Genomic DNA, 24,680 nt, shown 5'->3' on the forward strand with positions numbered 1-24,680 from the left:
ATCCAGCAAAGAAAAACTTCAAATCCGTCGCCACATCTGGTACAAAGTCAGCCGTTCCGAGCGGGTGTCGTATAATGGCATTACTCCAGCTTCCCAAGCTGATAACGAGGGTTCGATTCCCTTCACCCGCTCCACTAATTTCAGTCTTGCGCCAGGTAGCTTCCTGACGGGAGACGACAAAAAACCGGTCCACAGTGACCGGTTTTTTTATGCCTGCAATTCCGTAGGGCCCCGCACAAAAGCGTCCTGCACCATCGCGCAATACTTTCGCCGGTAACGTGCCTTCCCGTTTCAACAGCGGTTCCTACACTGATCTCAACCACTCATCACCTGACCCATGCGAATTGGTGGTTATAGTGTTGATAAGACCAATCCAGTAGGTATAGTAACCACCTACACAGCACAGGGACGTGATGTGAACAGTCGATATTTGATCAGCCAAATCGTTGCAGACGGCTGGTATCTGGTGCGGGTCCGGGGCAGTCACCATCATTTCAAACATCCAACCAAACCTGGATTGGTGACGGTTCCGCACCCGAAGAAGGATCTGCTGACCAAGACGGCAGTGAGCATCTTGCAACAGGCCCTGTTGTCATGAGTTGGCGCACTAAAACCAGAGGACAATCAACATGCTTTATCCAATTGCCATTTCAGAAGGCGATGAGCAGCACGCCTGGGGCGTGGAAGTGCCGGATATTCCGGGGTGCTTCTCGGCCGGTGATGACCTGGACGATGCCATCGCCATGGCGCGTGAAGCCATCGAGGGGCACTTCGAGATCCTGGCCGAGGACGGTTCGGCGATTCCGCCAGCCAACAGGGTGACCCACCATGCGCGCAACCCACAATATGCCGGCGTGACCTGGGCCTTGGTCGACATCGACGTCAGCAAATACCTGGGCAAGGCGCAAAAACTCAACATCACCCTGCCCGCCTATCTGCTGACTCGCATCGACGAATACGTGCTGCACCACCCGGAAGAAAAAAGCCGCTCCGGCTTTCTGGCCTCGGCGGCGTTGAAGGTGTTGCAGCAGGCTTGATCCCGTTAGCGCGTAGCGACGATGAACAGTCGCGGGAACGGCAATAGCACCGAGCCGTCGGCCAGTACCGGGAAGTAGGGTTCGATGGCTTCCAGGTACTGCGCCAGGTATTGGGCTTGCTCCACCTCGTTCAGTGGCTGCAGAAACGGCCGCAGGCCACTGCCCTTGAACCACTCGACCACCGCCGCCGGGCCGCCCGCCAGCGGGTGATGGTAGGTGGTGCGCCACACATCCACCCGTGCGCTGCAGGTACACAGCATCTGGTAATAGGTATTGGCGTCGTCCAGGGTCGTGCGCTGCCCGGCGACCGGAGCCAGCTTGTCTGCCCAAGGGCCATTGGCCGCGACTTCGCGCATCATGCGATGGGGCGGCTGTTCGAGGTTGTCCGGCATCTGGATCGCCAGGCTGCCGCCCACCGTGAGCTTGTCGACCAGCGCGGGCAACAGCGTGGCATGCTCGGGCAACCACTGCAGCACCGCGTTGGCGAAGATCACGTCGAACGGCCCGGGCTCGTTCCAGGTGCCAATATCGCTGGTATCGAAACGCACGCCCGGCAGGCGTTTGCGGGCGGCGTCGATCATGTCGGCGGAGCTGTCGATACCGCGTACCGCGGCACCTGCAAAACGCTGTACCAGCAACTCGGTGGAGTTGCCCGGGCCGCAGCCGATGTCGATCACCGAACGTGCATCAATCGCGGGGATCGCGGCCAATAAGTCACGCGCCGGGCGGGTGCGCTGATCTTCGAATGCCACATACTGTTGGGCAGACCAGCTCATCGCATACTCCTATAACCAATCAGGATGGGAGCGCCACGCTAGACTGTGCGTTTCGCTCGTGGGGCGCCAGTAAGCGACGAGCGTGGGGACTGCGTCAAGACGCGGTCACGGGTTGAAACATCTGCCCCCTGCCCAGGTTGATCGAGGAGAAGTGTCGATGACTCAGAACATCTACGACGACCCTGGTTTTTTCCAGGGCTACAGCCAGTTGGGGCGCTCCATCGGCGGCCTCGACGCCGCGCCGGAATGGCCCGCGCTGCAAGCCTTGCTGCCGCCCATGGCAAACTTGCAGGTGGTAGACCTCGGCTGCGGCTACGGCTGGTTTTGCCGCTGGGCCAGCGAGCAAGGTGCGCAACAAGTACTGGGACTGGATGTCTCGCATAAGATGCTCGAACGCGCCAGGACAACGACCGATGCTGGCAACATCAGCTACCGCCACGCGGACCTCGAACACCTTGATCTTCCTGCCGACAGTTTCGACCTGGCCTACAGCTCCCTGGCCCTGCACTACATCAAGGACCTGCCCGGCCTGTTCACCCAACTGCACGCCGCGTTGCGGCCCGGCGGGCGTTTGGTATTTTCCATCGAGCACCCGATCTTCATGGCCCCGCGCAACCCCGGCTGGATCATCGACGCCCAAGGCCGCAAGAGCTGGCCGCTGGACAGTTATCAGCGCGAAGGCGAACGGGTGACCCACTGGCTGGCCGACGGCGTGATCAAACAGCACCGCACGCTGGGAACCTTGTTGAACCAATTGATCGCCGCCGGCTTGCGGATCACCCATGTCAATGAATGGGGACCCACTGCGAAACAGGTGGAAGCGCAACCGGCACTCGTCGAAGAACGGGAGCGACCGATGATGTTGCTGGTGGCAGTGGAACGCTGAGGCGTGTGTTCAGGATAAATCGTCGTCCTTGGCATCGCGAAAAAGCGCAAAGCCACCCGGCTCTCTTGGGTGGCAGGCATTCCCTCAATGCCTGCACTGACCAACACAGGCGCTTTTTAACTGGCAGTTGAGCCCACGGCGCTGAGGGCTCAACCGTCAGAACTAACGTTACTCGTAGTATCCAACTGTCTTTTTCAGGCGATCTGAATACTCATAGATATCATCGACCGAGTTGATCGGATGCCGCGTTTCGTTTTTCTCTTCGTCGAAGATACCGATGTACTTCTGCGAGCGGTTGAAGTGCAGGCGGCAGATTGGCTTACGGTTATTGTCGTCCAACAGGATGCCGAAGTAGCTCTGTGTATCACGTTGCACAATACGTTTGGCATCAACGACAGATCTCACCACTGCACGGACGATGTGATACCCCTCAAGCTCCTCCAGAGTGGTCAACACCTTGTCATCTGACTCATCGCGATCATCCATAACATCAGGACTTGAGCCTGCCGATGGCAGGGACAGCAGGCTGGGCTGAATAGCCCCACTCATTGCAGACTTGAGTCGATCATTGATTTGATCATTGAGAAATTGCACAACGGCCTTTCTGGTCAACTCCTGGAATTGCTCCCGGACTTTTTGCGTGATCACTCCGTCGTAGACCCGGGAGGCGAACACTTTGACGAAATCGTCGTCGGGTTTACTGACCTGCGCGGCAATGACTTTTTTGATCTGACTGACGTATTTCAGCTCACCGGCTGCATTGATGATCGAATCAACATCGAATGCTGACTTGGTCAGCTTTGTCAGTTCCGGAACCGAATACTCGTCGATGTCGAGTAGATCGAGTTCCAGGAAGGGTTTTTCATCCATTTTGTTGGGAGCGTCCAAGTCGGTAAAAAACTTATAGACCTGGCCGTTAGTCAGAATCGAAATTCGCGCGCTCGTGACATGAAAATAGCGAAACAGTTGCGATGCATGATTGATGTGCAGAGGCTCGCCGATTTTCTTGCACTCGATGAGGATCTGGACCTCGCCGTCTTTCATGATCGCATAGTCGATTTTCTCCCCCTTCTTTGTGCCAACATCACAAACAAATTCCGGGATCACCTCGGACGGATCGAAAACGTCGTACCCCAGGACAGTGCTGATAAATGGCATGACGAAAGCATTTTTGGTGGCTTCTTCTGTCTGGATGGTGGCGCCTTGCAGCCGGACTTTGGCCGAGAGACTTGAAAGCTTTTCGATAAATTCCATGAGTGACCTCTTCCCCGTTTCAGATCCGTGTTTGTACATGCTGGCAAATTGATTGCCATTGATACTAGTCACAAACCGGCACAAAGAAAGAAGAGCCGCAGGCGATCCCGGCAGGGAATGAACCAGAGTCGGCAAAAGCAATTCCTGCGCACCGTCGCGGTCTGAACTTCAGGTCCATTCCTTAGAAGGTAAACGGCAATGAAATTCGCGAAGGTGTCACAGAAGCTGGCGTTGTGGGCCGGGAGCCCGCGGACGTTCCTGTTGGCCATTGTGCTGATTGTTGCCTGGGCGCTGACCGGGCCGCTGTTTGATTTCAACGATACCTGGCAATTGATCGTCAACACCTCGACCACCATCATCACCTTCCTGATGGTGTTCCTGATCCAGAACACGCAGAACCGGGACACCGACATCCTGCACCTGAAGATCGACGAATTGCTGCGGGTGACCAAAGATGCGCAAAACGCCATGCTTGGCCTCGAAGCACTCGATCTCAAGCAACTCGAAGCCCTGAGAAAGCAGTACCGCAGCCTGGGTGAAGGTGAGTCGATTGTGCTAGAGGGTACGCCTGCTGCCGACGGGCAGCAGCAGGACTTGAATCAATGCTGAAGCCGGTCAACGACTGGCTTGCAGGGCCCTGGCCATTTGCAGGTGTTGTTCGAGCTTGGGCAGGGTCTCTTCGGCGAATGCCTTGAGCTCGGGCACGTCGGTGGTCCGGGCCTCCTGCTGCAATTGCTCGATGGCCTGCTCGGTGGTTTTTACCTGGCTGGCGGCATAGGCCGAGTCGAAGGACTCGCCATCCGCGACGGCGGGTATCAGGGTCTTGGCCTTGTTCATCACCTCTTCCCGAGGGGCGACGGGCAGGTCGAGCTTCTTGGCGATTTTCGCCAGGTGCTGGTTGGCCGTGGTGCGGTCGTTGATCACCACGATGGTGTAGTCCTTGACCGCCTTGGACTCGGTCTTCTGGTGTGCCAGGCGGCTGGCTTCGATGTCCGCCATGCCTTTGGCCGAGGCGTCGTTGATGAAGTCGGCCGGCGACTGGGCAAAAGCGCTGCTGGCGCCAAGGCTCAGCAACACGGCAAAGCTGATGGTCGATAATCGGCTGGCCACAGGTTTCATGGTCGCGCCCTCCTTGAACAGACAAATGAATGCAACGGTACGTCCCGCCTGTCATTCGAAGGCCAAAGCGCGCAAAGGTTTAAAAAAGCTGTCCAAACATCGACGAGTGGTGCCCCGGCTCACGCCCGGTCCAGGCGTCCACTCAGGCGCTTGGCGGCATACATGGCTTCATCGGCGTGCTTGAACAGCTGCTTTTCCTCGAGGCCGTGCTCCGGGTACAAGGCCACGCCAATGCTCGGCAGAATGCTCAGGTTGTGGCTGTCCAGCCGGATGGGCTGGCCCAGCACCTGGCGGATTTTCAGTGCCACCCGCGCCGCGTCTTCTGCGGCCTGGATACTGTCGAGCAATACCACAAACTCATCGCCACCAATCCGTGCGACGGTATCGCTCTCGCGCACGCAACCTTGCAGCCGATTGGCCACGGCTTGCAGCAGCATGTCGCCGATGCCGTGGCCGTAGGTATCGTTGACCTGCTTGAAATGGTCCAGGTCCACGTACAGCAGGGCCATGCGCCCGTTGTCCCGGCGGGCCTTGAGCAAGGCTGCGCTCAGGCGCTCTCGGAGTAATTCGCGATTGGGCAGGCGAGTCAGGTAGTCATGCTGCGCCATGTACTGCAGGCGACTGTGCAATTGCCGGCGCTCGATCGCTGCCGCCACCTGGGCGCAGACGTATTGCAGCAGCTCCTTGTCGCGTTCGGTGTAGCGCTCGCCGCCAGGCATGCTCTTGACGATCAGCGCCCCGATGGTGCCCCGTTGCGAATTGAGCGGCACCCCCAGCCAGCAAGGGCAATCCTGCGCGTCGATCAGCCCGGCCAGCCCCGGCAAGGCAAACGGCTGGTCGGGGGTCAGCAGCACCGGCTGCCCGCTACGGACCACTTCGGCACACAGCCGGCCAGTCACGCTGAACTCGGGATCACGCTCGTGATCGTCGACGTGGTACGGGAAGTTCAGTTGCTCGCAGTGCTCATCGTACAGCGCCACCGAGAAATTCAGCGCCGGCAGCCATTCGCCGATCAGTTGGTGAATGCGCTTGAACAAGGCCAGCAGGTCCTCGGCGGCATGGGCCGCTTCGGAAATCGCATAGAGCGCAGCCTGGCGCGATTCGGCCTGTTTACGTTCGGTGATGTCGCGGGCCACGGCGATCCGCAACTGGTCGACCTCGGACCAGCGCGCCGACCAGAGGATATGCACCACCTGGCCATCCTTGCGCAGGTAGCGATTCTCGAAGTTCGGGTTGGGTTTGCCGCGCATGATTTCCCGGGCGGCGTCCAGGGTCCGCTCGCGATCGGCCGGGTGCACCATTTCGATCATCGGCTGGCCAATCAGCTCATCCGGGGTGTAGCCGAACACTTGTTCGCAGGACGCGCTGACAAACACGAACCGTCCCTGTCCGTCGACGGCACAGACGACGTCGAGCAGCAGATCGATGTAGCTGGCCAATGGCGCGGAGTTTGCGGTGCTCATCGTGGATGGATACTGTCAAAAAATACCGCCGTGAGTAGCTATCCATGGACCTGGCCTGCGCGCTACACCGCGCTAGCCTCAAGCCGCTGCCGCAGCCCTGCAAGCAGCCTCAACTCTTGTTGGCCAGCAACCCCGGCACCGCGTGCAGCAAGGCGTTGATGGCGAAACCGATGAACATTACCCCGCAAATCCGGGTAATAGCCAGCTCATGGCGCTGATACAACGTGCGCACCCGACGAGCGCCCACAATGCCAATCAGAATAGCGTATGCCAAAACGCCACCAAGGAAGCTCAGAAAGATCAACCAGGGCAGCATCGACCACTGCAGCAACTCGGCGCGACTGGACAACAGGGCGGTAAAGGTCGCCACCGCCACCGGATAAGCCTTGGGGTTGGTCAGGCCAAACATGATCCCGTGCCAGAACGGTTGCCGCGCCGCGCCCTGAGGTGCGTCGCCGCTGCTGCGACGGCTGCGGATCGCCCGCATGCCCAGCCAGAACAGGTACAGGCCGCTGAGCACGCCGAGCACATCAAAGGCACTGCTGCCAATTTCCCGCGCGCCGACGATGGCAATCAATGCGGTGCTGCACCAGACCACATCCCCTAACAGGTGCCCACACAGAAAACCCGCCCCGGCCCGCCGCCCGCGGGCTGCGCCAATGCCAAACACCGCGAGCACGCCCGGGCCCGGGGTGATGCCGTAGATAAAACCGGAGGCAAGGACGGCCAGCAATAAAGATGAGGTCATGCGGTAAAGCTCCATGTCGGGCTGCCAGGCCCTATCGTCAGACTGCGGTGGGCTTTTGTATCACAAGGTTTTGCGATGACTGTAACCATAAATGTGCAGAGCCGCATGACTGCAGGTCATGCCTGGCGTTGGCCCGGCTTACACGCCCTGCAGCTCTTTGGGCACCACGTACTGGCGCCCGTCGTAACGCAAAGTCGTCGACACCGTATTGCCCACGACGTCCTTGGACTGGCAATCATCTTTGCCCACGCTGCTCTGCGTGTCGGTGGTCACCGATCTGACAATCAGGTCGGCGAAGCCGTGGCTGCTGGTCTTGGCCAAGTCCAGGGTACGTTTGGTGTGGCTGAATTCGCCGGTGCAGTTGGTATCCCATTCACCATTGCTGGATTCGATCACCAACTGCTCGAGCACCGGACGCAAGGTGTTGCCTTCGCGCACGTACAGCGACAGCACCGCCTGTTCGAACGGATTGGCTCGCGATGAACCGGTGAAGCCGGCACGTACGCCGAATGCGCGCAGGTCGGAGGTGAGTTTGTAGCGGGCGGTGTCGATGCTCAGGCCATCGAAGCGCACGGCGTCGGAGCTGTACACCGAGGCCTGGGCGTAACGGGCCAGGGGCTTGCCATCGATGTTGGAGACCACCGCCAGTTTCAGGTCGTACATGCCGGTGCCATCGGGGGCATCGCTCAAGGTCGGGTCCGGCTCGATCTGCGACAGCGCGGTAATGGTCTGGCCATCGTAGGCCGGCCAGTCCTTGCACACCGAGTACCCCGGCACGCCCTCGGGCAGCGGCGGCTGTGCGCACGCGCCATAGGCCTGGGTCGCGCCCAGCGCGCCACTCATTGCCACACATCCCAGCCAGCGGTATTTCAAGGTCATTCCGTGTTCCTTGTGTCCATCGAAGTGAAAAACTCAGCCGTGCACTATCGCCTGAGCGATCTGCCGATTCAACCAGTTCAACGCCTGGTCACCGCCCCGACGCACATGCCAGGCCAGGACGAAGTTGAACGAGGGGATAGGAAATGGCGGTGGCACAACGCTTAACTGCGGTTGATCGACACCCTGCAAGCCGCGGGCCGCCACGGTGAGAATCAGGTCGGTACCGGCGATCAACTGCGGGGCCACGCTCCAGTGCGGCAGGCTGACTGCCACGTGGCGACGCTGGCCAATGGCGGTCAGCGCCCGCTCGATCTCCGGGGTGCCGCTGCCGCGCATCTCCAGCAATACGTGGGGCCGGGCCAGGTAAGTCGGTAAATCCAGCACGCCACTGGCCGGCAAACGCCGGGCGTCCACCAGGCACACGAACTGCTCTTCGAACAGCGGCGTGCAGCGCAGCTCATGGGGCAGTTCGGGAAAGACCCCGGCCGCCAGGTCGATGTCGCCGTTGAGCACGCCTTCCAGCATGCCTTCGCGGCTCGCGTGGCTGATCTGCAGGTCGATCCCCGGCGCCTCCTGGCGCAAGCGCGCGATCAAGCCGGGCAAGACAATCGCCGCGCCGTAGTCGGACATCGCCAGGCGGAACCGGCGCTTGGCCGAGGCTGGGTCAAAGGTATTGGGCGCCAGCAAGGCCTGGACACTGGCCAGTGCTTCAGTCAGGGGCGCCATCAGTTCCTGCGCGCGCGCAGTGGCGACCAGGCCGGCACCGGCGCGCACCAGCAGCGGATCGCCGAGCATCTCGCGCAGGCGCGCCAGGGCATGGCTGACGGCCGGTTGGCTGAGGTGCAGGCGCTCGGCTGCGCGGGTCACGTGCTGCTCGCTGAGCAAGGCGTCGAGGATTACCAGCAGGTTCAAATCGATACGGCGCAGATCATTCATCTGATGCATGTTCTGGATGATTAATCGGAATTTCAATCTGCGCGACGAATGACCTAGAGTCCAGTAAAACCTCTTGGAGAGAGACTTATGAGTACCTTGCAGTGGGCCGGTTTGTCGGTGCTGGCCGTAGTCGCCGGCGCCGTGGTGCCCTTTCAGAGCGCAATCAACGCCAACCTGAGTCGCGGCCTCGGCCACCCGTTGTGGGCCACCCTCGCCTCGCTGCTGGTGAGTGTGCTGGTATTGCTGCCGGTGATTATCAGCCTGCGCCTGCCATTGCCGTCGCTGGGGTTTATCAGCAAGGCGCCGCTGTGGATGTGGGCCGGGGGCGCCTTTGGCGTGTGTTTTATCGCCCTGGCCCTGATGCTGCTGCCCAAGCTCGGCGCCTCAGGCTTTATCGCCCTGGCCCTGGCCGGGCAGGTAGTGGCATCGCTGGTGCTCGACCACTTCGGGCTGTTCGGGCTGGTGGAGCGGCACCTGACGTTACCGCGCCTGCTCGGTGCCGTGCTGTTGATCGCCGGGGTCGCGTTGATTCAATTCAGCGCCACCCCGGGCCGGTCCCTGGTGACTTCCGGCTAAGGGCGCGCGGGATCAGAACGCGTTACGAAAGATCTCCTCGATCTGCTGCTGGTCTGCCGCCCGCGGGTTGGTCAGGCCACAGGCATCCTTGAGGGCGTTGGCGGCGAGGATCGGGATGTCCTGCAGCTTGGCTCCGAGGTCACGCAAACCGGCGGGAATTTCCACGTCCGCGGCCAGCGTGCGGATCGCCGCGATCGCCGCCTCGGCCCCCTCCTCCGGGCTGCACCCCTGGATGTCCACGCCCAGCGCCTGCGCCACTACTGTCAGGCGTTCGGCACAGACCTTGGCGTTGAAGCTTTGCACATGGGGCAGCAGCACCGCATTGCACACGCCGTGGGGCAAGTCGTAGAAACCACCCAACTGATGCGCCATGGCATGCACAAACCCCAGGGACGCGTTGTTGAACGCCATGCCGGCCAGGAACTGCGCATAGGCCATGTTTTCCCGGGCCAGCAGGTCACTGCCATCACGCACCGCCACGCGCAGGTTGAGGCTGATCAGCTCGATGGCTTTCAGGGCGCAGGCGTCGGTGATTGGGTTGGCAGCGGTGGAGACGTAGGCCTCGATTGCATGCGTCAGCGCATCCATGCCGGTGGCGGCGGTCAGCGACTTGGGCATGGCCACCATCAAGGCCGGATCGTTGACCGACAACAGCGGCGTGACGTTGCGGTCGACGATGGCCATTTTCACGTGCCGCGCTTCGTCGGTAATGATGCAGAAGCGGGTCATCTCGCTGGCAGTACCGGCCGTGGTGTTGATCGCAATCAGCGGCAGTTGCGGCTTGGGCGACTGATCGACGCCTTCGTAGTCGCCAATCTGCCCGCCATTGGTGGCGCACAGGGCGATGCCCTTGGCGCAGTCATGGGGCGAACCACCGCCCAGGGACACCACAAAATCACACCCGCTGCGCTGCAACAGCACCAGGCCGGCTTGCACGTTGGCGATGCTGGGGTTGGGCTTGGCCCCGTCAAAAATCACCGACTCGATGTCCTGCAGCGCCAGTTTTTCCGCGATCATTGCCGCCACGCCGGCCTTGGCCAACCCGCTGTCCGTGACAATCAACGCCTTGGCAAAGCCGTATTTACCGATGGCGTCCATGGCTTCGTCGAGACAGCCGATGCCCATGATGTTGACGGCAGGAATGAAGAATGTGCTGGTCATGGCGAGTCCTCTGCAATGGGGCCGAACCGACCCTTGGCGTCGGCGGATAACCCAAGGATCACCCCATCGCGCCGCGTGCATCTTGATCTGGCTCAACAGCCGGTCGTGATAAAGTCTGCGCCCTGTACCCCACCTGTTTGAGATGACTGACGCAATGAGCGATTTCCAGGATGTTGATGCCCACTTAGAAGACTGGAACGCGTTGCGCGCAACCACCCCGTTCAGCGCCCTGCTGGTGGGTAACGGCGCCAGCCGCGCGGTGTGGGATGACTTTGGCTACGACTCGCTGTTCGAGAACGCCCGCAGTGTCGAAGAAAAACCCTTGAGCCAGTCCGAGCTGAGCGTGTTCGACGCCCTGCACACCCGCAGTTTCGAGCAGGTGCTCAGCGCCCTGAAAACCACCAGCCGGGTCAACAAGGCCTTGGCGGTAAGCTCGGCGGCACCACGCAATCGCTACTATGCGATCAAGGAAGCGTTGATCAACACCGTACACGCGGTGCACATCCCCTGGCGCCTGGTGCAAGCCACCAGCCTGGCGAGCATCAGCCAGGAGCTGGGCCGTTATCGGACGGTCTTCACCAGTAACTACGACCTGCTCAACTACTGGGCGGTCCAGCACCAGGGCACGGCCATCGACGACCTGTTCCAGGGCAGCGAACCGCGCTTCGAGCTGAGCGCCAGCGCCACCGAAAAAACCCGCCTGCTGTACCTGCACGGTGGCCTGCACCTGGTGCGCAACCAGGACGGCACCGCCCGCAAGCTGACCTCCACCGAGGGCACGCTGCTGGGCAGTTTCGCCATCAACAACACGCTCAAGACCCTGGACGACGTGCCGTTGTTCGTCAACGAAGGCAGCAGCGAAGACAAGCTCAAGACCATCCGCAGCTCGGACTACCTGTCGTTCTGCTACGACCAGTTGCTGCAGCAACACGACGCCTTGTGCATCTTCGGCCACAGCCTCGGCAAGCAGGATGCGCACCTGGTCCATGCACTGTGCCAGGCCAAGCCAAAAACCCTGGCGATCTCGATTTATCCGCGCAGTGCGGCGTTCATCCAGAGCCAGAAGCGCCACTACGCAAAGCTGTTTGCAGACACCGGGGTGGCACTGCGCTTTTTTGATTCCAAGACCCATGCCCTGGGCAGTTCGAGTCTTTCGGTGCCGGTCGAGGTCTAGGCCTGGGCTGAAAGCATCGCGAGCCGGCTCGCTCCCACAGGGGCGGTTTCGGTAGACCTTGCTCACGATGCTCTGGCGCCGACTCATTCCTCGCTGCTGTGTACCACCACCAGCAACTGCGCCTGCACCTCGCCCACCGAGCGCAGGCGATGGGGTTTCTGGGCGTTGAAGTGCAGCGCATCCCCGCGATCGAGGATCACCCGCTCGTTCATGAAATCGACCTCGACCTGGCCTTCGTGGACGAACAGGAATTCCTCCCCCAGGTGCTCCTTGAAGGTCTTGTCGCTGAACTCCCTGGGCGGGTAAATGATGAACGGCAGCAGGCTGCGCTCGCTGACCTGATGAGCCAACACCGCGTAGCCGGGGGCCTGGTCGTTGGCGGCCAGCGACTGGCGCTCGTGGGCGCGCACCAAGCTATAGCTGTCCAGGCTGATAGCGTCCTCGGCAAACAGCTCCTCGACCTTGACGTTCAGCGCCTTGGCCAGTTTCAGCGCGGCCGCGATCGACGGCGTGTTGAGGCCGCGCTCGACTTTCGACAGATAGCTCTTGGTCATGCCGGATTTCTCGGCCAGCGCCTCAAGCGTCACGCCAAGTTTTTTTCGCAGTAATTTCAAACGGATAGACATGTGCAGCGGTTAATCCATCAAGGAGGCAACGATTAGTCCTTGCCAATGACACAAAGTGTCATATAGGCTCTTAAGTGTCATGTGATTACCCCCGACGACCTTGCGAGCAGCGGGAGAACCACATCCGACGTCCATTGAGCTTTACAGGGACACCGATATGGCCAAGACATTAGCACTACCCAAAGACCAACTCATCAAGCAGGCGCTGACGCAGATGCAAAGCAGCCTGGCGGATAATACGTGGACTGACCGGCAAAAGCTGGCACTGACCTGCCGCATCCTGTTCGAGAACGGCCACGATTCCGGCCTGGCGGGGCAAATCACCGCCCGCGGCCCGCAGCCGGGCACCTATTACACCCAGCAACTGGGCCTGGGTTTCGACGAAATCACCGCGAGCAATCTGCTGCTGGTCAACGAAGACCTGGAAGTCCTGGAAGGCCACGGCATGGCCAATCCGGCCAATCGTTTCCACAGTTGGGTATACCGTGCCCGGCCGGATGTGAACTGCATCATCCACACCCACCCGACTCACGTCGCGGCGCTGTCGATGCTCGAGGTGCCGTTGGAAATTTCCCACATGGACCTCTGCCCGCTGTACGAAGACTGCGCGTTTCTCGAAGCCTGGCCGGGGGTACCGGTGGGTAACGAAGAAGGCGAAATCATCGCCGGGGCCCTGGGCGACAAGCGCGCCATCCTGCTGTCCCACCACGGCCAGTTGTCGACCGGGCGCAACATCGAGGAAGCCTGCGTGATCGCTCAATTGATCGAACGTGCGGCCAAACTGCAGTTGCTGGCGATGGCCGCCGGTACGCTCAAGCCAATCCTGCCGGCACTCGGCCGCGAGGCCCATGACTGGATCTCCAAACCCAAGCGCCACGGCGCTGCGTTCAACTACTACGCTCGGCAGAACCTGCGCCAACACGCCGATTGCCTGAACTGAAGCGACTTTTTTGCCTAATTGGAGAGACAGCATGTCCAGCCCGAACATTCACGGCATCATCGGCTACACCATCACCCCCTTCACCGCCAACGGCGAAGCGGTCGACCTGCCTGCCCTGGGGCGTTCCATCGACCGCCTGATCGACGGCGGTGTCCACGCGATCGCCCCGCTCGGCAGCACCGGCGAAGGTGCTTACCTGAGCGACGCAGAGTGGGATCAGGTCAGTGAGTTCAGCATCCAGCATGTGGCCAAGCGCGTGCCGACCGTGGTCAGCGTCTCCGACCTGACCACCGCCAAGGCCGTGCGCCGCGCGCGGTTTGCCGAGGCCCACGGCGCCGACGTGGTGATGGTGTTGCCGGCGTCGTACTGGAAACTCAGCGAAGCGGAAATCCTTGCCCACTACCGCGCCATTGGCGACAGCATCGGCGTGCCGATCATGCTCTACAACAACCCGGCCACCAGCGGCACCGACATGTCCGTGGAGTTGATCCTGCGGATCTTCCATGCCGTGGCCAACGTGACCATGGTCAAGGAAAGCACCGGCGATATTCAGCGCATGCACAAGCTGCAAATACTGGGTGAAGGCCAGGTGCCGTTCTACAACGGTTGCAATCCGCTGGCGCTGGAGGCGTTTGCCGCCGGAGCCAAAGGCTGGTGCACGGCGGCGCCAAACCTGATCCCGCAACTCAACGGCGCGCTGTATCAGGCGGTGCTGGCCAATGACCTGGACCAAGCGCGGCAATTGTTCTATCGCCAACTGCCACTGCTGGACTTCATCCTCAAGGGCGGACTGCCGGCGACCATCAAGGCCGGCCTGCGCATGACCGGCCTGGAAGCGGGCGACCCGCGCCTGCCGGTGTTCCCATTGGCTGAGGCGGGGTGCAGTCAGTTGCAGGGGTTGATCGATACGCTGCGCTGACAGAGCGCAAATGTGTAGGCGCTGGCTTGCCAGCGCCTACACAGGTTTCACAGCACCGGCAGGGTCTTGTCCTTGATGACCGTGGTCGGGCCATTGGTCTTGACGCTGGCGATGCCTTTGTCCCGCGCCGCCTCCGAGGAATAGGCCTCGCTGCTGCCGATGACCTGATGGTTGGCAGCCTTGAGGTTGAAGTAAGGATGGCCGTCCTTGGTGGACTTTTTCTCGTAGCGCTCATCCAGCGGGCTATTGCTCTGGACCGAGGCAATGCCACCCTCGGCGGCCGCTCGGGTGGTGTACAGCTCGCTGGTGAGAATGGTTTCGGCATTGGCCGCTTTCAGCACAAAGCGGAACTGGCCATTGCTGCTTTTACTCAATTCGTACCATCCAGACATGCTCGTGCTCCTTGGCGATTAAAAGATTACGCGCTTCAGAGTAAAGACCACACCGCCCTACTTCACCACCGCGCGTACCACCGATAACTCCGGCGAGCCGCTGCGCCGCTGGCTCAGGTAACGGGTGCAACTGACCCGCAGGAACGAGGCGAAGTTCACCACTTCGCCGCGGTAATCCATCACTTCTTCATAGAGCTTGGCGATCAACTGGTTGGTGGTCATGCCGTCGACCTCGGCGATTTCGCTGAGGATGTCCCAGAACTGGTTCTCCAGGCGCAGGGTCGTGACCACCCCACAGATGCGCAGCGAGCGCGAGCGTGACTCGTACAAAATCGGGTCGGCTTTGACGTACAGCTCGCACATGGACAGGCCTCCGCTTACAAGGTGATGGTCGTGCCCAGCAGGCCGAGGAACCCGGCCAGCCAGCTTGGGTGTGCCGGCCAGGCAGGCGCCGTGGCCAGATTGCCTTGAACGTGGCCCTGCGTCACGGGGATATCGATGAACGTGCCACCGGCCAGACGTACTTCCGGGGCGCAAGCCGGGTAGGCGCTGCATTCACGCCCTTCGAGGATGCCCGCCGCCGCCAACAACTGCGCGCCATGGCAGACTGCGGCAATCGGCTTGCCGGCCTGGTCGAAGTCGCGTACCAACTGCAGGACTTTTTCATTCAGGCGCAGGTACTCCGGCGCACGTCCGCCTGGAACCAGCAGAGCGTCGTAGTCGGCGGCCTCGACCTGGGCGAAGTCGAAGTTCAGGGCGAACAGGTGACCGGGTTTTTCACTGTAGGTCTGGTCGCCTTCAAAGTCATGAATCGCCGTGCGCACGGTCTGCCCGGCGGTCTTGTCGGGGCATACCGCATGCACCGTGTGGCCGACCATCAGCAAGGCCTGGAACGGCACCATCACTTCGTAGTCTTCGACGTAATCGCCAACCAGCAGCAGGATCTTTTTCGCAGCCATGGGGAGGACTCCTCTGGGTACAACGTGGGCAGAAAGGAGTATTCAAGGTAGTCCTAATCCTTGGGGCCGGGTAACAACCCGCTACTACGCAGCATGCAACTGTACGGATAAGTCCGTGCGTAGCTGTAACAGCGCATTCGGCCGGCTTTGTGGCTAGATGAAGTCACTTCCCGCCACCTTCGACCCTGGTTGCCGTTATGTCCTCGCGCGAAAACACTGGCATGGCCCTGGGCCTGCTGGGCGTCATCATCTTCAGCCTGACCCTGCCCTTCACCCGGATCGTGGTGCAAGAGCTGCACCCCTTGCTCAACGGCCTGGGCCGTGCCCTGTTCGCCGCCATTCCAGCCGCGGCGCTGCTGCTCTGGCGTCGAGAGCGTTGGCCAACCTGGCAGCAGGTCAAGGGCCTGAGCCTGGTGATCGCCGGGGTTATCCTCGGTTTTCCGGTGCTCTCGGCCTGGGCCATGCAAACCTTGCCGGCGTCCCACGGAGCGCTGGTCAATGGCCTGCAACCGCTGTGCGTGGCGCTGTACGCGGCGTGGTTGTCCCACGAGCGACCCTCCAAAGCCTTCTGGGCTTGCGCCGCCCTGGGCAGTGCGCTGGTGCTGGGCTACGCGCTGATCAGCGGCGCTGGCAGTATTCAGGCGGGCGACTTGCTGATGATCGGGGCCATTGCCGTGGGCGGCCTGGGGTACGCCGAGGGCGGCCGACTGGCCAAGGAGATGGGCGGTTGGCAGGTGATCTGCTGGGCCCTGGTGCTGTCGACGCCGCTGTTGATCGGTCCGGTGCTGTACCTGGCCTTGCAGCATCAAGGCGCGATCAGCGCCAGGACCTGGTGGGCCTTTGGCTACGTCTCGCTGTTCTCGCAGTTCCTGGGCTTTTTTGCCTGGTACGCCGGATTGGCCATGGGCGGGATTGCCCGGGTCAGTCAGATCCAGTTGCTGCAGATCTTCTTCACCATCGCCTTTTCAGCGCTGTTTTTTGGTGAGCACATCGAGCCCATTACCTGGCTGTTTGCCGCCGGGGTGATCGTCACGGTGATGCTAGGCCGCAAGACCGCGATCACAGGTAACCATCAGCCCGCAGCAAGGTTTCCAGGCAATGTTCGCTGATGTGGTAGAACGCCTTGAGTTCGTCGATCTTTTGCAGCAGCTGGGCCGGGGCCACCGGTTCGGCGCGCTTGACCGCGAGGATCATCTTGTTCTTGTTGGTGTGGTCCAGTGAGATGAATTCGAACACCTTGGTCTCATAGCCGCAGGCTTCGAGGAACAACGCGCGCAAGCTGTCGGTGACCATTTCCGCCTGCTGGCCCAGGTGCAGGCCATATTGCAGCATCGGCTTGAGCAGCGCCGGGCTCTGGATCTGCAGGCGAATCTGTTTGTGGCAGCACGGCGAGCACATGATGATCGACGCCCCGGAACGGATGCCGGTGTGAATCGCGTAGTCGGTGGCGATGTCGCAGGCGTGCAGGGCAATCATCACGTCCAGCTCACTCGGCGCCACACTGCGCACGTCGCCGCACTTGAACACCAACCCCGGGTGCTGCAGCTTGGCCGCCGCGGCGTTGCACAGGTTGACCATTTCCTCGCGCAGCTCGACACCGGTGACTTCGCCCTCGGCCTTGAGGGTGTTGCGCAGGTAATCGTGAATGGCAAACGTCAGGTAGCCCTTGCCCGAACCGAAATCCGCCACGCGTACCGGCTTGTCCAGCGCCAGTGGCGAGGAGGTCAGGGCATGGCTGAAGACCTCGATGAACTTGTTGATCTGCTTCCACTTGCGCGACATCGCCGGAATCAGCTCGTGCCTGGCATTGGTCACGCCCAGGTCGGCGAGAAACGGGCGGCTCAAGTCGAGGAAGCGCTGTTTCTCGCGGTTGTGTTCGGTGGACGGGGCCTCGCGCAATTGCTGCGGTTTGCTCTTGAACAGCGAACTTTTGTTCTTCTTGCTGTATTCCAGCTGGGCTTCGTCGGTCACCGAGAGCAAGTGCGCATTCTTGAACGACACCGGCAACAGCTCGGCAATCGCCGCCACGCCATCGGCCAGGGAGAAGTTCTTGGTGATGTCTCGAGTCTTGTAGCGGTAGACGAAGGACAGGCAGGGCTGATCCTTGACTGTCGTCGGCTTGATGATCAGCCGTTGCAGGTCCGCTTCACCGCCGACGTACTTGGCCAGCACCAGCTTGATAAAGGCGTTTTGCTCAAGGCTGGCAGTCAGCAGCTCAAGAAACTGTGCATGGTGATCCGGCGCGGGACTGACAGGTTTAGCGGTGACAGACATGAACAAAAACGCCTCGGGCAGGGAATGCCGGGCATTTTAGGGGGGATGGGGCTTGAGGGCACGGAGTTATTTGATCAACGGTCGTTATAGCCGCTGTCGAACGCCAGCGGCTATGGATGTTTCATCTAATCGAGTACCACCAACCGATTCGGTAACTCATTGCGGGTTTGCGTCAGCGGCACATGCACCTTGAGCAACTCCCCGCAGGCTTCAATGCAGGCAATAAACCCGGCCAATGTCTGCCCCTGTTTCACCTGCTGGGTGAAGGCCTTGACGATGGCATCCCAACAGCTGTCGTCCAGCCGCTTGGAGATGCCGTCGTCCACCAGGATTTCTACGTAACGCTCCGCTTCACTGACAAAAATCAGCACTCCGGTACTGCCCACCGTGTGGTGCAGGTTCTGCTCCAGGAACTGCCGACGCGCCAGATTCGACGCTCGCCAGTGCCGCACGGAACGCGGAATCAGCCGGGTGGTGATCTTCGGCAGGCGAAACAGCAGGCACAACACAATGAAGGTCGCCCACTGCGCCAGCAGCAAGGTGTACATGCTCATCCAGCCGAACAGGTAATGAATGATCCCCGGCACCACCAACGCCAAGAGGCTGGCCCACAGCAAAGGGATGTAGGCGTAGTCGTCGGCCCGGGCCGCCAGCACGGTCACCAGCTCCGCGTCGGTCTGTTGCTCGACCTTGGCGATCGCTTCGGCGACCTGGCGTTGTTCGTGTGCGTTCAGTAATGCCATGGTTGCAGATGCTCTTTAGTTATTGTCATTACCAGCCGCCCGAGGCCCCGCCGCCGCCGAAACCACCACCGCCACCTCTGAAGCCACCGCCACCGCCGCCTCCGCCGCCGCCACGTCCACTGCTGCTGAGAATGGCCAGAAGAATCGCGCCCACCGGTAACCCCATGCGGTTGCACAACCACAACACGATCAGCAGCAGCACGAACATGCCGATGGAGAACGCCGGATTATCCTTGGCGAAATTGGCGTCCGCCACATGGGCCGGTACAGCCAGCGGGTCACCGCCCACCACCTGCAACATCGCCGCGACACCGTCGCTGATGCCTTTGCTGTAGTTGCCGGTCTTGAATGCCGGCGCGATCACCTGGTTGATGATCACCCAGGACTGCGCGTCGGTCAGCACGCCTTCCAGGCCATAGCCGACTTCGATGCGCAATTTGCGCTCATCCCGGGCGACGATCAGCAGCGCGCCATTGTCCTTGCCCTTCTGGCCGATACCCCAGTGGCGGCCCAATTGATAACCGTAGTCCTCAATGGGCAGGCCTTGCAGATCAGGTACGGTGACCACCACGATCTGGTCGCCGCTGGTCTGCTCCAGCGCCTGCAACTGTTGAGTCAGTTGCTCGCGCACAACCGGGTCGATCATCTGGGCGGTGTCTACCACCCGCCCGGTCAGCGCGGGAAACGCCAGCGCTGCCTGGACGGTGGTCACACATGCCAGGAGCCACAGCGCCAGGCCTATCCGTAATAAACGCATCGACACCTCATTGAAGCCTGATCAGAACTTCACTTGCGGTGCTTTATCGGCGTCGGGGCTGGTGGCCTCGAAGGTCTGGCGGATCGGCAGGTCGCTGTACATCACGCTATGCCACAGGCGACCCGGGAAGGTGCGGATCTCGGTGTTGTAGGCCTGCACGGCGGCGATAAAGTCACGACGCGCCACGGCGATACGGTTCTCGGTGCCTTCAAGTTGCGACTGCAGGGCCAGGAAGTTCTGGTTGGCCTTGAGGTCCGGGTAGCGCTCGGACACCACCATCAAACGGCTGAGCGCACTGCTCAAGCCATCCTGGGCTTGCTGGAACTGTTTGAGTTTTTCCGGATTGTCCAGGGTGCTGGCGTCGACCTGGATCGAGGTGGCCTTGGCCCGCGCCTCGATCACTGCGGTCAGGGTGTCCTGTTCATGCTTGGCATAACCCTTGACCGTTTCCACCAGGTTGGGGATCAGGTCGGCGCGCCGCTGGTACTGGTTCTGCACTTGCGACCAGGCCGCCTTGGCCTGCTCGTCGAGGGTAGGAATGGTGTTGATGCCGCAGCCGGCCAGAACCGTGGTCAGCAGCATTAGAACCGTGACTTGCCAGGCCGAGCGAGAGTGCTGTTGTACATTCATGTCAGTGTTGCTCCTGATGGAAATAGACCGGCAGCCTTCAATTGATCCCCTGGGGACTTAATCTGTCCCCGCCACTGGATTGCATCTCGCCAATCGGCTAAAAGATGCCCAGCGCGAATAAAGAGTTCGAAGTTTGCTGCATTTACCCACTCAACAATAGTCGCTCCCTAAATTTTGGCTGACCCGATGCGTTTCGCTGAGCGTCGTTTTAGCGTTTGAGAAAACTATTCATGAAGAAGCTGTGTTTGCTGAGCCTGGCCATCGGCCTGGCCAGTCACTCGGTAATGGCCGATACCAAGCCTGCCCCCATTGAGAACAAGGACGCGTTCGTCAGCAACCTGATGAAGCAGATGACCCTGGACGAAAAGATCGGCCAGTTGCGCCTGATCAGCATCGGCCCGGAAATGCCGCGCGAGATGATCCGCAAGGAAATCGCCGCTGGGAACATCGGTGGCACGTTCAACTCGATCACTCGCCCGGAAAACCGGCCGATGCAGGACGCGGCCATGCGCAGCCGGCTGAAGATCCCGATGTTCTTCGCCTATGACGTGATCCACGGCCACCGCACGATTTTCCCGATCCCGCTGGCACTGGCCTCGAGCTGGGACATGGACGCCATTGGCCTGAGCGGGCGCATTGCCGCCAAGGAAGCCGCCGCCGACAGCCTCGACATCACCTTTGCGCCGATGGTCGATATCTCCCGCGATCCTCGCTGGGGCCGCACCTCCGAAGGGTTCGGCGAAGACACCTACCTGGTGTCGCGCATTGCCCAGGTGATGGTCAAGGCCTACCAGGGCACCGGCCTGATCGGCGCCGACAACATCATGGCCAGCGTCAAGCACTTCGCCCTGTACGGCGCGGTCGAAGGCGGGCGTGACTACAATACCGTCGACATGAGTCCGGTGAAGATGTACCAGGACTACCTGCCACCGTACCGTGCGGCCATCGATGCCGGCGCGGGCGGGGTGATGGTGGCACTGAACTCGATCAACGGCATTCCGGCCACGGCCAACCTGTGGCTGATGCAGGACCTGCTGCGCAAGGAGTGGGGTTTCAAGGGCCTGGCGGTGAGTGACCACGGGGCGATTTTCGAGCTGATCAAGCACGGCGTGGCCCGTGACGGTCGCGAAGCAGCGAAGCTGGCAATCAAGGCCGGCATCGACATGAGCATGAACGACACCCTGTATGGCAAGGAACTGCCGGGCTTGCTGAAGGCCGGCGAGATCGAGCAGAGCGACATCGACAACGCGGTGCGTGAAGTGCTTGGCGCCAAGTACGACATGGGCCTGTTCCGCGACCCGTACCTGCGCATCGGCAAGGCCGAGGATGACCCGGTCGACACCTATGCCGAAAGCCGCCTGCACCGTGCCGAAGCCCGTGACGTGGCGCGCCGCAGCCTGGTGTTGCTGAAGAACCACAACGAAACCCTGCCGCTGAAGAAAACCGCGAAGATCGTCCTGGTCGGTCCGCTCGCCAAGGCGCCGATCGACATGATGGGCAGTTGGGCCGCCGCCGGGCGTCCGGCGCAATCGGTGACGCTGTTCGATGGCATGACCCGCGCCCTCGGCGACCGGGCCACCCTGCACTATGCCCGAGGCGCCAACATCACCTCGGACAAGAAAGTCGTCGATTACCTGAACTTCCTCAACTTCGATGCCCCGGAAGTGGTCGATGACCCACGCCCGGCGCAGGCACTGATCGACGAAGCGGTGAAAGCCGCGCAGCAGGCCGATGTGATCGTTGCCGCCGTGGGCGAGTCCCGGGGCATGTCCCACGAGTCCTCGAGCCGCACCGACCTCAACCTGCCAGCCAACCAACGCGAGCTGATCAAGGCGCTCAAGGCCACCGGCAAACCGTTGGTGCTGGTGCTGATGAACGGTCGGCCGTTGAGCATTCTCGAAGAGAACGAACAAGCCGACGCGATCCTCGAAACCTGGTTCAGCGGCACCGAAGGCGGCAACGCCATCGCCGATGTACTGTTCGGCGACTACAACCCGTCCGGCAAGCTGCCGATCAGCTTCCCGCGTTCGGTGGGGCAGATTCCGACCTACTACAACCACCTGACCATCGGCCGCCCGTTCACGCCGGGCAAACCTGGCAACTACACCTCCCAGTACTTCGATGACACCACCGGCCCGCTCTACCCGTTCGGTTATGGCCTGAGCTACACCCAGTTCAGCCTGTCGGAAATGGCGCTGTCGTCGACCACGCTGAACAAGACCGGCAAGATCGACGCCAGTGTGACGGTCAAGAACACCGGCAAGCGTGATGGTGAAACCGTAGTGCAGCTGTACATCCAGGACGAGACCGGGTCGATGATCCGCCCGATCAAGGAACTCAAGGGCTTCCAGAAAGTGCTGCTCAAGGCCGGCGAACAGAAAGTCGTGCATTTCAGCATCGAAGAAGACGACCTGAAGTTCTACAACACCCAGCTCAAGTACGCAGCCGAACCTGGCAAGTTCAACGTGCAGATCGGCCTGGATTCCGAGGCGGTGACGCAGCAGAGCTTCGAGTTGCTCTGACCGCAGAGGCAACACCATTACCCTGTGGGAGCGAGCTGCTCCCACAGGGCATATACCCACAGTGGTTTTGGCTGTTTGCAAGGTTGGGCTTCAGCCCCGCCGATCCAGCAGGTTCACCACCACCCGATCCACCCATCCCCACACCCGCTGCTTGATCCGGCGCCACAACGGCCGGCGTTGCCATTCCTCCAGACTGACCTGTTGGCTCAGGCCGAAGTCCCGCTCGAAACTCGCCACCACCGCCTGGGTCAGGCCGGTATCGAGGGCCTCGAGGTTGGCTTCCAGATTGAACCGCAGGTTCCAGTGATCGAAGTTGCACGAGCCAATGCTCACCCAGTCATCCACCAGGACCATTTTCAGGTGCAGGAAACACGGCTGGTACTCGAATATTTTTACCCCGGCCTTGAGCAATCGCGGGTAGTAACGATGCCCGGCATACCGCACTGAGGGGTGGTCAGTGCGCGGCCCGGTCAGCAGCAGGCGCACATCGATGCCACGGGCGGCGGCCTTGCGCAGGGAGCGGCGGATCTTCCAGGTCGGCAAGAAATACGGGGTCGCCAGCCAGATGCGCCGCTGGCCGCTGTTGAGGGCGCGGAACAGTGATTGCAGGATATCCCGGTGCTGGCCGGCGTCGGCATAGGCCACCCGGCCCATCCCTTCACCCATCGACGGCACCCGGGGCAGGCGCGGCAGACCGAAGTCCGAGGCCGGCTTCCAGGCGCGGCGGTGGCGGTTGGCACGCCATTGGCGATCGAACAGCGACTGCCAGTCGTGCACCAGCGGGCCGCTGATTTCCACCATCACCTCATGCCATTCGCTGCTGTCGTGACCCGGCGTCCAGAATTCATCCGTGACCCCGGTGCCGCCGACCACCGCCAGCACCTGGTCGACCAGCAGCAACTTGCGGTGGTCGCGGTACAGGTTGCGCACCCAGCGCCGCCAGCTCAGGCGATTGTAAAGGCGCAGCTCGACACCGGCCTCGTTCAACCGGCGCCGTAGGCCGAGAGTGAAAGCCAGGCTGCCATAGTCATCGAACAGGCAACGCACCCGCACGCCGCGCTCGGCGGCCTGCACCAGCGCTTGCACCATTGCCTCGGCGCAGGCACCCGCCTCCACCAGGTAGAGTTCCAGTTCGACCTGCTCCCGGGCATTGGCAATCGCCTGCAGCATGCGCGGGAAGAACTGCGGGCCGTCGACCAGCAATTCAAAGCGGTTGCCGTCACGCCATGGGAACACCGCGCCGGCCATGTCAGCGCGCCGTGAAAATCAGTACCGCGCCCACCGGTACCGACAGACTGATGGCCGACAGGTCGGCCAGCTTGCGCAGCCGTTCCAGCCCCGGCACCAGGTCAAAATCCGCGGCACTGATCACCACCGGTTCCAGGGTCACCACCTGGAACCGCCGATCATCCAGGCGGGTTGCCAGCAGCTCGGCGTCGTAGCTGTGCTGCTTGCCGTGCAGGCTGACGGTCAATGGCAGGCGCAACTCCAACTGCGCGCCGGGGGCCAGGTCGTTGATCGGCCGTAGATCGATCTGGGTGGTAATCAACGCTTCGGGAAACGCCTCGATCTCGAACAGCTCCTTGCGCATGCGCTCATCGCGCAGCGGCACGCCGCTGTTGACCGAGTCCAACTCGACTTCGACTTGCGCCAGGCCCTTGGGATCGACCTTGCCGTGCAGCACCAGAAAGCGCTGGACCTCGGCGATATGGGTGTTTTTGGTGGAGATAAACGACAGGCGTGAGGACTCGCCGTCCAGGTACCAATTGGCCTGGGCTGACGCGGCGCAGCCGGCCAGCAGCGAGAACGCGACTGCTTTATAGAGGGAGCGGTTGAACATAGACACTCGTGGGGCCGATAAACCTGAACGAACCTTAACTGGCCCGGTGCCGATTGCAAACCTGGAAGA

General features: G+C 61.2%; 28 protein-coding genes and 1 tRNA gene. 11 read left to right on the forward strand and 18 right to left on the reverse strand.

Annotated features, from left to right (window positions below; genetic code table 11):
- Positions 1-60 precede the first annotated feature (60 nt).
- The 3 genes from ACIOVD_RS12190 (at position 61) to ACIOVD_RS12200 (ending at position 1,037) form a co-directional block, all read left to right on the forward strand.
- Positions 61-134: transfer RNA gene (locus tag ACIOVD_RS12190), tRNA-Gly, on the forward strand.
- Positions 135-415: 281 nt separating this feature from the next.
- Positions 416-598: a type II toxin-antitoxin system HicA family toxin gene (locus tag ACIOVD_RS12195; protein WP_093412936.1), complete on the forward strand. Its 183-nt coding sequence runs from the start codon at positions 416-418 to the stop codon at positions 596-598.
- A gap of 31 nt (positions 599-629) precedes the next feature.
- Positions 630-1,037 carry a type II toxin-antitoxin system HicB family antitoxin gene (locus tag ACIOVD_RS12200; protein ID WP_320333800.1) on the forward strand — a complete coding sequence of 136 codons (408 nt, stop codon included), beginning with the start codon at positions 630-632 and terminating at the stop codon, positions 1,035-1,037.
- 5 nt (positions 1,038-1,042) lie between these two features.
- Here the strand turns inward: ACIOVD_RS12200 and tam are convergent, their stop codons facing one another.
- Entirely contained in the window at positions 1,043-1,813 is a 771-nt protein-coding gene (tam, locus tag ACIOVD_RS12205) for a trans-aconitate 2-methyltransferase (RefSeq protein ID WP_401127913.1), read from the reverse strand.
- Positions 1,814-1,970: 157 nt separating this feature from the next.
- Between tam and ACIOVD_RS12210 the strand changes: the two genes are divergently transcribed.
- Complete coding sequence (locus tag ACIOVD_RS12210) at positions 1,971-2,699, forward strand: class I SAM-dependent methyltransferase (RefSeq protein ID WP_320333798.1); 729 nt, start codon at positions 1,971-1,973, stop codon at positions 2,697-2,699.
- Between the two features lie 168 nt (positions 2,700-2,867).
- Here ACIOVD_RS12210 and ACIOVD_RS12215 read toward each other — a convergent pair whose 3' ends face one another.
- Positions 2,868-3,953, reverse strand: a complete 1,086-nt coding sequence (locus tag ACIOVD_RS12215; RefSeq protein ID WP_320333797.1) for a type I restriction endonuclease — start codon at positions 3,951-3,953, stop codon at positions 2,868-2,870.
- A gap of 198 nt (positions 3,954-4,151) precedes the next feature.
- Between ACIOVD_RS12215 and ACIOVD_RS12220 the strand changes: the two genes are divergently transcribed.
- Positions 4,152-4,562, forward strand: coding sequence for a low affinity iron permease family protein (locus tag ACIOVD_RS12220; protein ID WP_320333796.1), 411 nt, complete (start codon positions 4,152-4,154; stop codon positions 4,560-4,562).
- Positions 4,563-4,568: 6 nt separating this feature from the next.
- Here ACIOVD_RS12220 and ACIOVD_RS12225 read toward each other — a convergent pair whose 3' ends face one another.
- The 5 genes from ACIOVD_RS12225 to ACIOVD_RS12245 form a co-directional block, all read right to left on the reverse strand.
- Entirely contained in the window at positions 4,569-5,072 is a 504-nt protein-coding gene (locus ACIOVD_RS12225) for a DUF4142 domain-containing protein (RefSeq protein ID WP_095167096.1), read from the reverse strand.
- Between the two features lie 119 nt (positions 5,073-5,191).
- Positions 5,192-6,535 carry a bifunctional diguanylate cyclase/phosphodiesterase gene (locus ACIOVD_RS12230; protein WP_095167094.1) on the reverse strand — a complete coding sequence of 448 codons (1,344 nt, stop codon included), beginning with the start codon at positions 6,533-6,535 and terminating at the stop codon, positions 5,192-5,194.
- Between the two features lie 109 nt (positions 6,536-6,644).
- Positions 6,645-7,283, reverse strand: a complete 639-nt coding sequence (locus ACIOVD_RS12235; protein ID WP_095167092.1) for a LysE family translocator — start codon at positions 7,281-7,283, stop codon at positions 6,645-6,647.
- 138 nt (positions 7,284-7,421) lie between these two features.
- Entirely contained in the window at positions 7,422-8,162 is a 741-nt protein-coding gene (locus tag ACIOVD_RS12240; RefSeq protein WP_095167091.1) for a hypothetical protein, read from the reverse strand.
- A 33-nt stretch (positions 8,163-8,195) separates the two neighbouring features.
- The gene (locus ACIOVD_RS12245) at positions 8,196-9,107 is read right to left on the reverse strand and encodes a LysR family transcriptional regulator (RefSeq protein ID WP_401127917.1); all 912 of its coding nucleotides are present in this window, start codon (positions 9,105-9,107) and stop codon (positions 8,196-8,198) included.
- Positions 9,108-9,185: 78 nt separating this feature from the next.
- Between ACIOVD_RS12245 and ACIOVD_RS12250 the strand changes: the two genes are divergently transcribed.
- Positions 9,186-9,674 (forward strand): DMT family transporter, encoded by a 489-nt coding sequence (locus ACIOVD_RS12250; protein ID WP_401127919.1) that lies wholly within the window; start codon positions 9,186-9,188, stop codon positions 9,672-9,674.
- 12 nt (positions 9,675-9,686) lie between these two features.
- Here ACIOVD_RS12250 and yiaY read toward each other — a convergent pair whose 3' ends face one another.
- On the reverse strand, positions 9,687-10,835 hold the full coding sequence (gene yiaY / locus ACIOVD_RS12255) for an L-threonine dehydrogenase (protein WP_159994165.1): 1,149 nt from the start codon (positions 10,833-10,835) through the stop codon (positions 9,687-9,689).
- Positions 10,836-10,989: 154 nt separating this feature from the next.
- Here yiaY and ACIOVD_RS12260 point away from each other — a divergent pair, with 154 nt between their 5' ends.
- Positions 10,990-12,009, forward strand: coding sequence for a DUF4917 family protein (locus ACIOVD_RS12260; protein ID WP_095167083.1), 1,020 nt, complete (start codon positions 10,990-10,992; stop codon positions 12,007-12,009).
- An 83-nt stretch (positions 12,010-12,092) separates the two neighbouring features.
- Here the strand turns inward: ACIOVD_RS12260 and ACIOVD_RS12265 are convergent, their stop codons facing one another.
- On the reverse strand, positions 12,093-12,635 hold the full coding sequence (locus tag ACIOVD_RS12265; protein ID WP_095167081.1) for a helix-turn-helix domain-containing protein: 543 nt from the start codon (positions 12,633-12,635) through the stop codon (positions 12,093-12,095).
- Positions 12,636-12,792: 157 nt separating this feature from the next.
- Between ACIOVD_RS12265 and ACIOVD_RS12270 the strand changes: the two genes are divergently transcribed.
- Entirely contained in the window at positions 12,793-13,575 is a 783-nt protein-coding gene (locus ACIOVD_RS12270; RefSeq protein ID WP_320333793.1) for an aldolase, read from the forward strand.
- 31 nt (positions 13,576-13,606) lie between these two features.
- On the forward strand, positions 13,607-14,494 hold the full coding sequence (locus ACIOVD_RS12275) for a dihydrodipicolinate synthase family protein (protein WP_095167077.1): 888 nt from the start codon (positions 13,607-13,609) through the stop codon (positions 14,492-14,494).
- 47 nt (positions 14,495-14,541) lie between these two features.
- Here the strand turns inward: ACIOVD_RS12275 and ACIOVD_RS12280 are convergent, their stop codons facing one another.
- The 3 genes from ACIOVD_RS12280 to ACIOVD_RS12290 are packed head-to-tail and all read right to left on the reverse strand — an operon-like array spanning position 14,542 to position 15,845.
- Positions 14,542-14,886: a YegP family protein gene (locus tag ACIOVD_RS12280; protein ID WP_095167075.1), complete on the reverse strand. Its 345-nt coding sequence runs from the start codon at positions 14,884-14,886 to the stop codon at positions 14,542-14,544.
- A gap of 57 nt (positions 14,887-14,943) precedes the next feature.
- Positions 14,944-15,249 carry a ribbon-helix-helix domain-containing protein gene (locus tag ACIOVD_RS12285; protein ID WP_095167073.1) on the reverse strand — a complete coding sequence of 102 codons (306 nt, stop codon included), beginning with the start codon at positions 15,247-15,249 and terminating at the stop codon, positions 14,944-14,946.
- 14 nt (positions 15,250-15,263) lie between these two features.
- The gene (locus ACIOVD_RS12290) at positions 15,264-15,845 is read right to left on the reverse strand and encodes a DJ-1/PfpI family protein (RefSeq protein WP_401127923.1); all 582 of its coding nucleotides are present in this window, start codon (positions 15,843-15,845) and stop codon (positions 15,264-15,266) included.
- Positions 15,846-16,042: 197 nt separating this feature from the next.
- Here ACIOVD_RS12290 and ACIOVD_RS12295 point away from each other — a divergent pair, with 197 nt between their 5' ends.
- Entirely contained in the window at positions 16,043-16,954 is a 912-nt protein-coding gene (locus ACIOVD_RS12295; protein ID WP_401127925.1) for a DMT family transporter, read from the forward strand.
- Here the strand turns inward: ACIOVD_RS12295 and ACIOVD_RS12300 are convergent.
- The 4 genes from ACIOVD_RS12300 to ACIOVD_RS12315 all read right to left on the reverse strand — a co-directional run bounded on the left by ACIOVD_RS12300 (position 16,905) and on the right by ACIOVD_RS12315 (position 20,249).
- Complete coding sequence (locus ACIOVD_RS12300; protein ID WP_401127927.1) at positions 16,905-18,119, reverse strand: class I SAM-dependent methyltransferase; 1,215 nt, start codon at positions 18,117-18,119, stop codon at positions 16,905-16,907. The genes ACIOVD_RS12295 and ACIOVD_RS12300 overlap by 50 nt on opposite strands.
- Positions 18,120-18,244: 125 nt before the next feature.
- A complete protein-coding gene (locus ACIOVD_RS12305) occupies positions 18,245-18,862 on the reverse strand; it encodes a TPM domain-containing protein (RefSeq protein ID WP_320333790.1) in 618 nt (205 codons plus the stop codon).
- Between the two features lie 28 nt (positions 18,863-18,890).
- Complete coding sequence (locus tag ACIOVD_RS12310) at positions 18,891-19,619, reverse strand: TPM domain-containing protein (protein ID WP_401127928.1); 729 nt, start codon at positions 19,617-19,619, stop codon at positions 18,891-18,893.
- Between the two features lie 21 nt (positions 19,620-19,640).
- Positions 19,641-20,249 (reverse strand): LemA family protein, encoded by a 609-nt coding sequence (locus tag ACIOVD_RS12315; protein WP_095167062.1) that lies wholly within the window; start codon positions 20,247-20,249, stop codon positions 19,641-19,643.
- A 230-nt stretch (positions 20,250-20,479) separates the two neighbouring features.
- Here ACIOVD_RS12315 and bglX point away from each other — a divergent pair, with 230 nt between their 5' ends.
- A complete protein-coding gene (bglX, locus tag ACIOVD_RS12320) occupies positions 20,480-22,771 on the forward strand; it encodes a beta-glucosidase BglX (protein ID WP_401127930.1) in 2,292 nt (763 codons plus the stop codon).
- Positions 22,772-22,861: 90 nt separating this feature from the next.
- Here the strand turns inward: bglX and ACIOVD_RS12325 are convergent, their stop codons facing one another.
- The gene (locus tag ACIOVD_RS12325; protein WP_320333788.1) at positions 22,862-24,019 is read right to left on the reverse strand and encodes a phosphatidylserine/phosphatidylglycerophosphate/cardiolipin synthase family protein; all 1,158 of its coding nucleotides are present in this window, start codon (positions 24,017-24,019) and stop codon (positions 22,862-22,864) included.
- Between the two features lies 1 nt (position 24,020).
- Positions 24,021-24,611 (reverse strand): YceI family protein, encoded by a 591-nt coding sequence (locus ACIOVD_RS12330; RefSeq protein WP_095167057.1) that lies wholly within the window; start codon positions 24,609-24,611, stop codon positions 24,021-24,023.
- Positions 24,612-24,680 lie beyond the last annotated feature (69 nt).

It is taken from the genome of Pseudomonas sp. NPDC087626, assembly GCF_044743405.1.
GTDB lineage: Bacteria > Pseudomonadota > Gammaproteobacteria > Pseudomonadales > Pseudomonadaceae > Aquipseudomonas.

Excerpts from the sequence above, each read along its gene's own strand:
- ACIOVD_RS12210 (WP_320333798.1), top strand. The coding sequence starts at position 1,971 with ATGACTCAGAACATCTACGACGACCCTGGTTTTTTCCAGGGCTACAGC.
- ACIOVD_RS12245 (WP_401127917.1), bottom strand. The coding sequence starts at position 9,107 with ATGCATCAGATGAATGATCTGCGCCGTATCGATTTGAACCTGCTGGTA.
- ACIOVD_RS12310 (WP_401127928.1), bottom strand. The coding sequence starts at position 19,619 with ATGCGTTTATTACGGATAGGCCTGGCGCTGTGGCTCCTGGCATGTGTG.
- ACIOVD_RS12240 (WP_095167091.1), bottom strand. The coding sequence starts at position 8,162 with ATGACCTTGAAATACCGCTGGCTGGGATGTGTGGCAATGAGTGGCGCG.
- ACIOVD_RS12265 (WP_095167081.1), bottom strand. The coding sequence starts at position 12,635 with ATGTCTATCCGTTTGAAATTACTGCGAAAAAAACTTGGCGTGACGCTT.
- ACIOVD_RS12275 (WP_095167077.1), top strand. The coding sequence starts at position 13,607 with ATGTCCAGCCCGAACATTCACGGCATCATCGGCTACACCATCACCCCC.
- ACIOVD_RS12225 (WP_095167096.1), bottom strand. The coding sequence starts at position 5,072 with ATGAAACCTGTGGCCAGCCGATTATCGACCATCAGCTTTGCCGTGTTG.
- ACIOVD_RS12330 (WP_095167057.1), bottom strand. The coding sequence starts at position 24,611 with ATGTTCAACCGCTCCCTCTATAAAGCAGTCGCGTTCTCGCTGCTGGCC.
- ACIOVD_RS12215 (WP_320333797.1), bottom strand. The coding sequence starts at position 3,953 with ATGGAATTTATCGAAAAGCTTTCAAGTCTCTCGGCCAAAGTCCGGCTG.
- ACIOVD_RS12300 (WP_401127927.1), bottom strand. The coding sequence starts at position 18,119 with ATGTCTGTCACCGCTAAACCTGTCAGTCCCGCGCCGGATCACCATGCA.
- ACIOVD_RS12280 (WP_095167075.1), bottom strand. The coding sequence starts at position 14,886 with ATGTCTGGATGGTACGAATTGAGTAAAAGCAGCAATGGCCAGTTCCGC.
- ACIOVD_RS12285 (WP_095167073.1), bottom strand. The coding sequence starts at position 15,249 with ATGTGCGAGCTGTACGTCAAAGCCGACCCGATTTTGTACGAGTCACGC.
- ACIOVD_RS12220 (WP_320333796.1), top strand. The coding sequence starts at position 4,152 with ATGAAATTCGCGAAGGTGTCACAGAAGCTGGCGTTGTGGGCCGGGAGC.
- ACIOVD_RS12270 (WP_320333793.1), top strand. The coding sequence starts at position 12,793 with ATGGCCAAGACATTAGCACTACCCAAAGACCAACTCATCAAGCAGGCG.
- ACIOVD_RS12290 (WP_401127923.1), bottom strand. The coding sequence starts at position 15,845 with ATGGCTGCGAAAAAGATCCTGCTGCTGGTTGGCGATTACGTCGAAGAC.
- ACIOVD_RS12325 (WP_320333788.1), bottom strand. The coding sequence starts at position 24,019 with ATGGCCGGCGCGGTGTTCCCATGGCGTGACGGCAACCGCTTTGAATTG.
- ACIOVD_RS12305 (WP_320333790.1), bottom strand. The coding sequence starts at position 18,862 with ATGGCATTACTGAACGCACACGAACAACGCCAGGTCGCCGAAGCGATC.
- ACIOVD_RS12230 (WP_095167094.1), bottom strand. The coding sequence starts at position 6,535 with ATGAGCACCGCAAACTCCGCGCCATTGGCCAGCTACATCGATCTGCTG.
- ACIOVD_RS12315 (WP_095167062.1), bottom strand. The coding sequence starts at position 20,249 with ATGAATGTACAACAGCACTCTCGCTCGGCCTGGCAAGTCACGGTTCTA.
- tam (WP_401127913.1), bottom strand. The coding sequence starts at position 1,813 with ATGAGCTGGTCTGCCCAACAGTATGTGGCATTCGAAGATCAGCGCACC.
- ACIOVD_RS12250 (WP_401127919.1), top strand. The coding sequence starts at position 9,186 with ATGAGTACCTTGCAGTGGGCCGGTTTGTCGGTGCTGGCCGTAGTCGCC.
- ACIOVD_RS12260 (WP_095167083.1), top strand. The coding sequence starts at position 10,990 with ATGAGCGATTTCCAGGATGTTGATGCCCACTTAGAAGACTGGAACGCG.
- yiaY (WP_159994165.1), bottom strand. The coding sequence starts at position 10,835 with ATGACCAGCACATTCTTCATTCCTGCCGTCAACATCATGGGCATCGGC.
- bglX (WP_401127930.1), top strand. The coding sequence starts at position 20,480 with ATGAAGAAGCTGTGTTTGCTGAGCCTGGCCATCGGCCTGGCCAGTCAC.
- ACIOVD_RS12295 (WP_401127925.1), top strand. The coding sequence starts at position 16,043 with ATGTCCTCGCGCGAAAACACTGGCATGGCCCTGGGCCTGCTGGGCGTC.
- ACIOVD_RS12235 (WP_095167092.1), bottom strand. The coding sequence starts at position 7,283 with ATGACCTCATCTTTATTGCTGGCCGTCCTTGCCTCCGGTTTTATCTAC.
- ACIOVD_RS12200 (WP_320333800.1), top strand. The coding sequence starts at position 630 with ATGCTTTATCCAATTGCCATTTCAGAAGGCGATGAGCAGCACGCCTGG.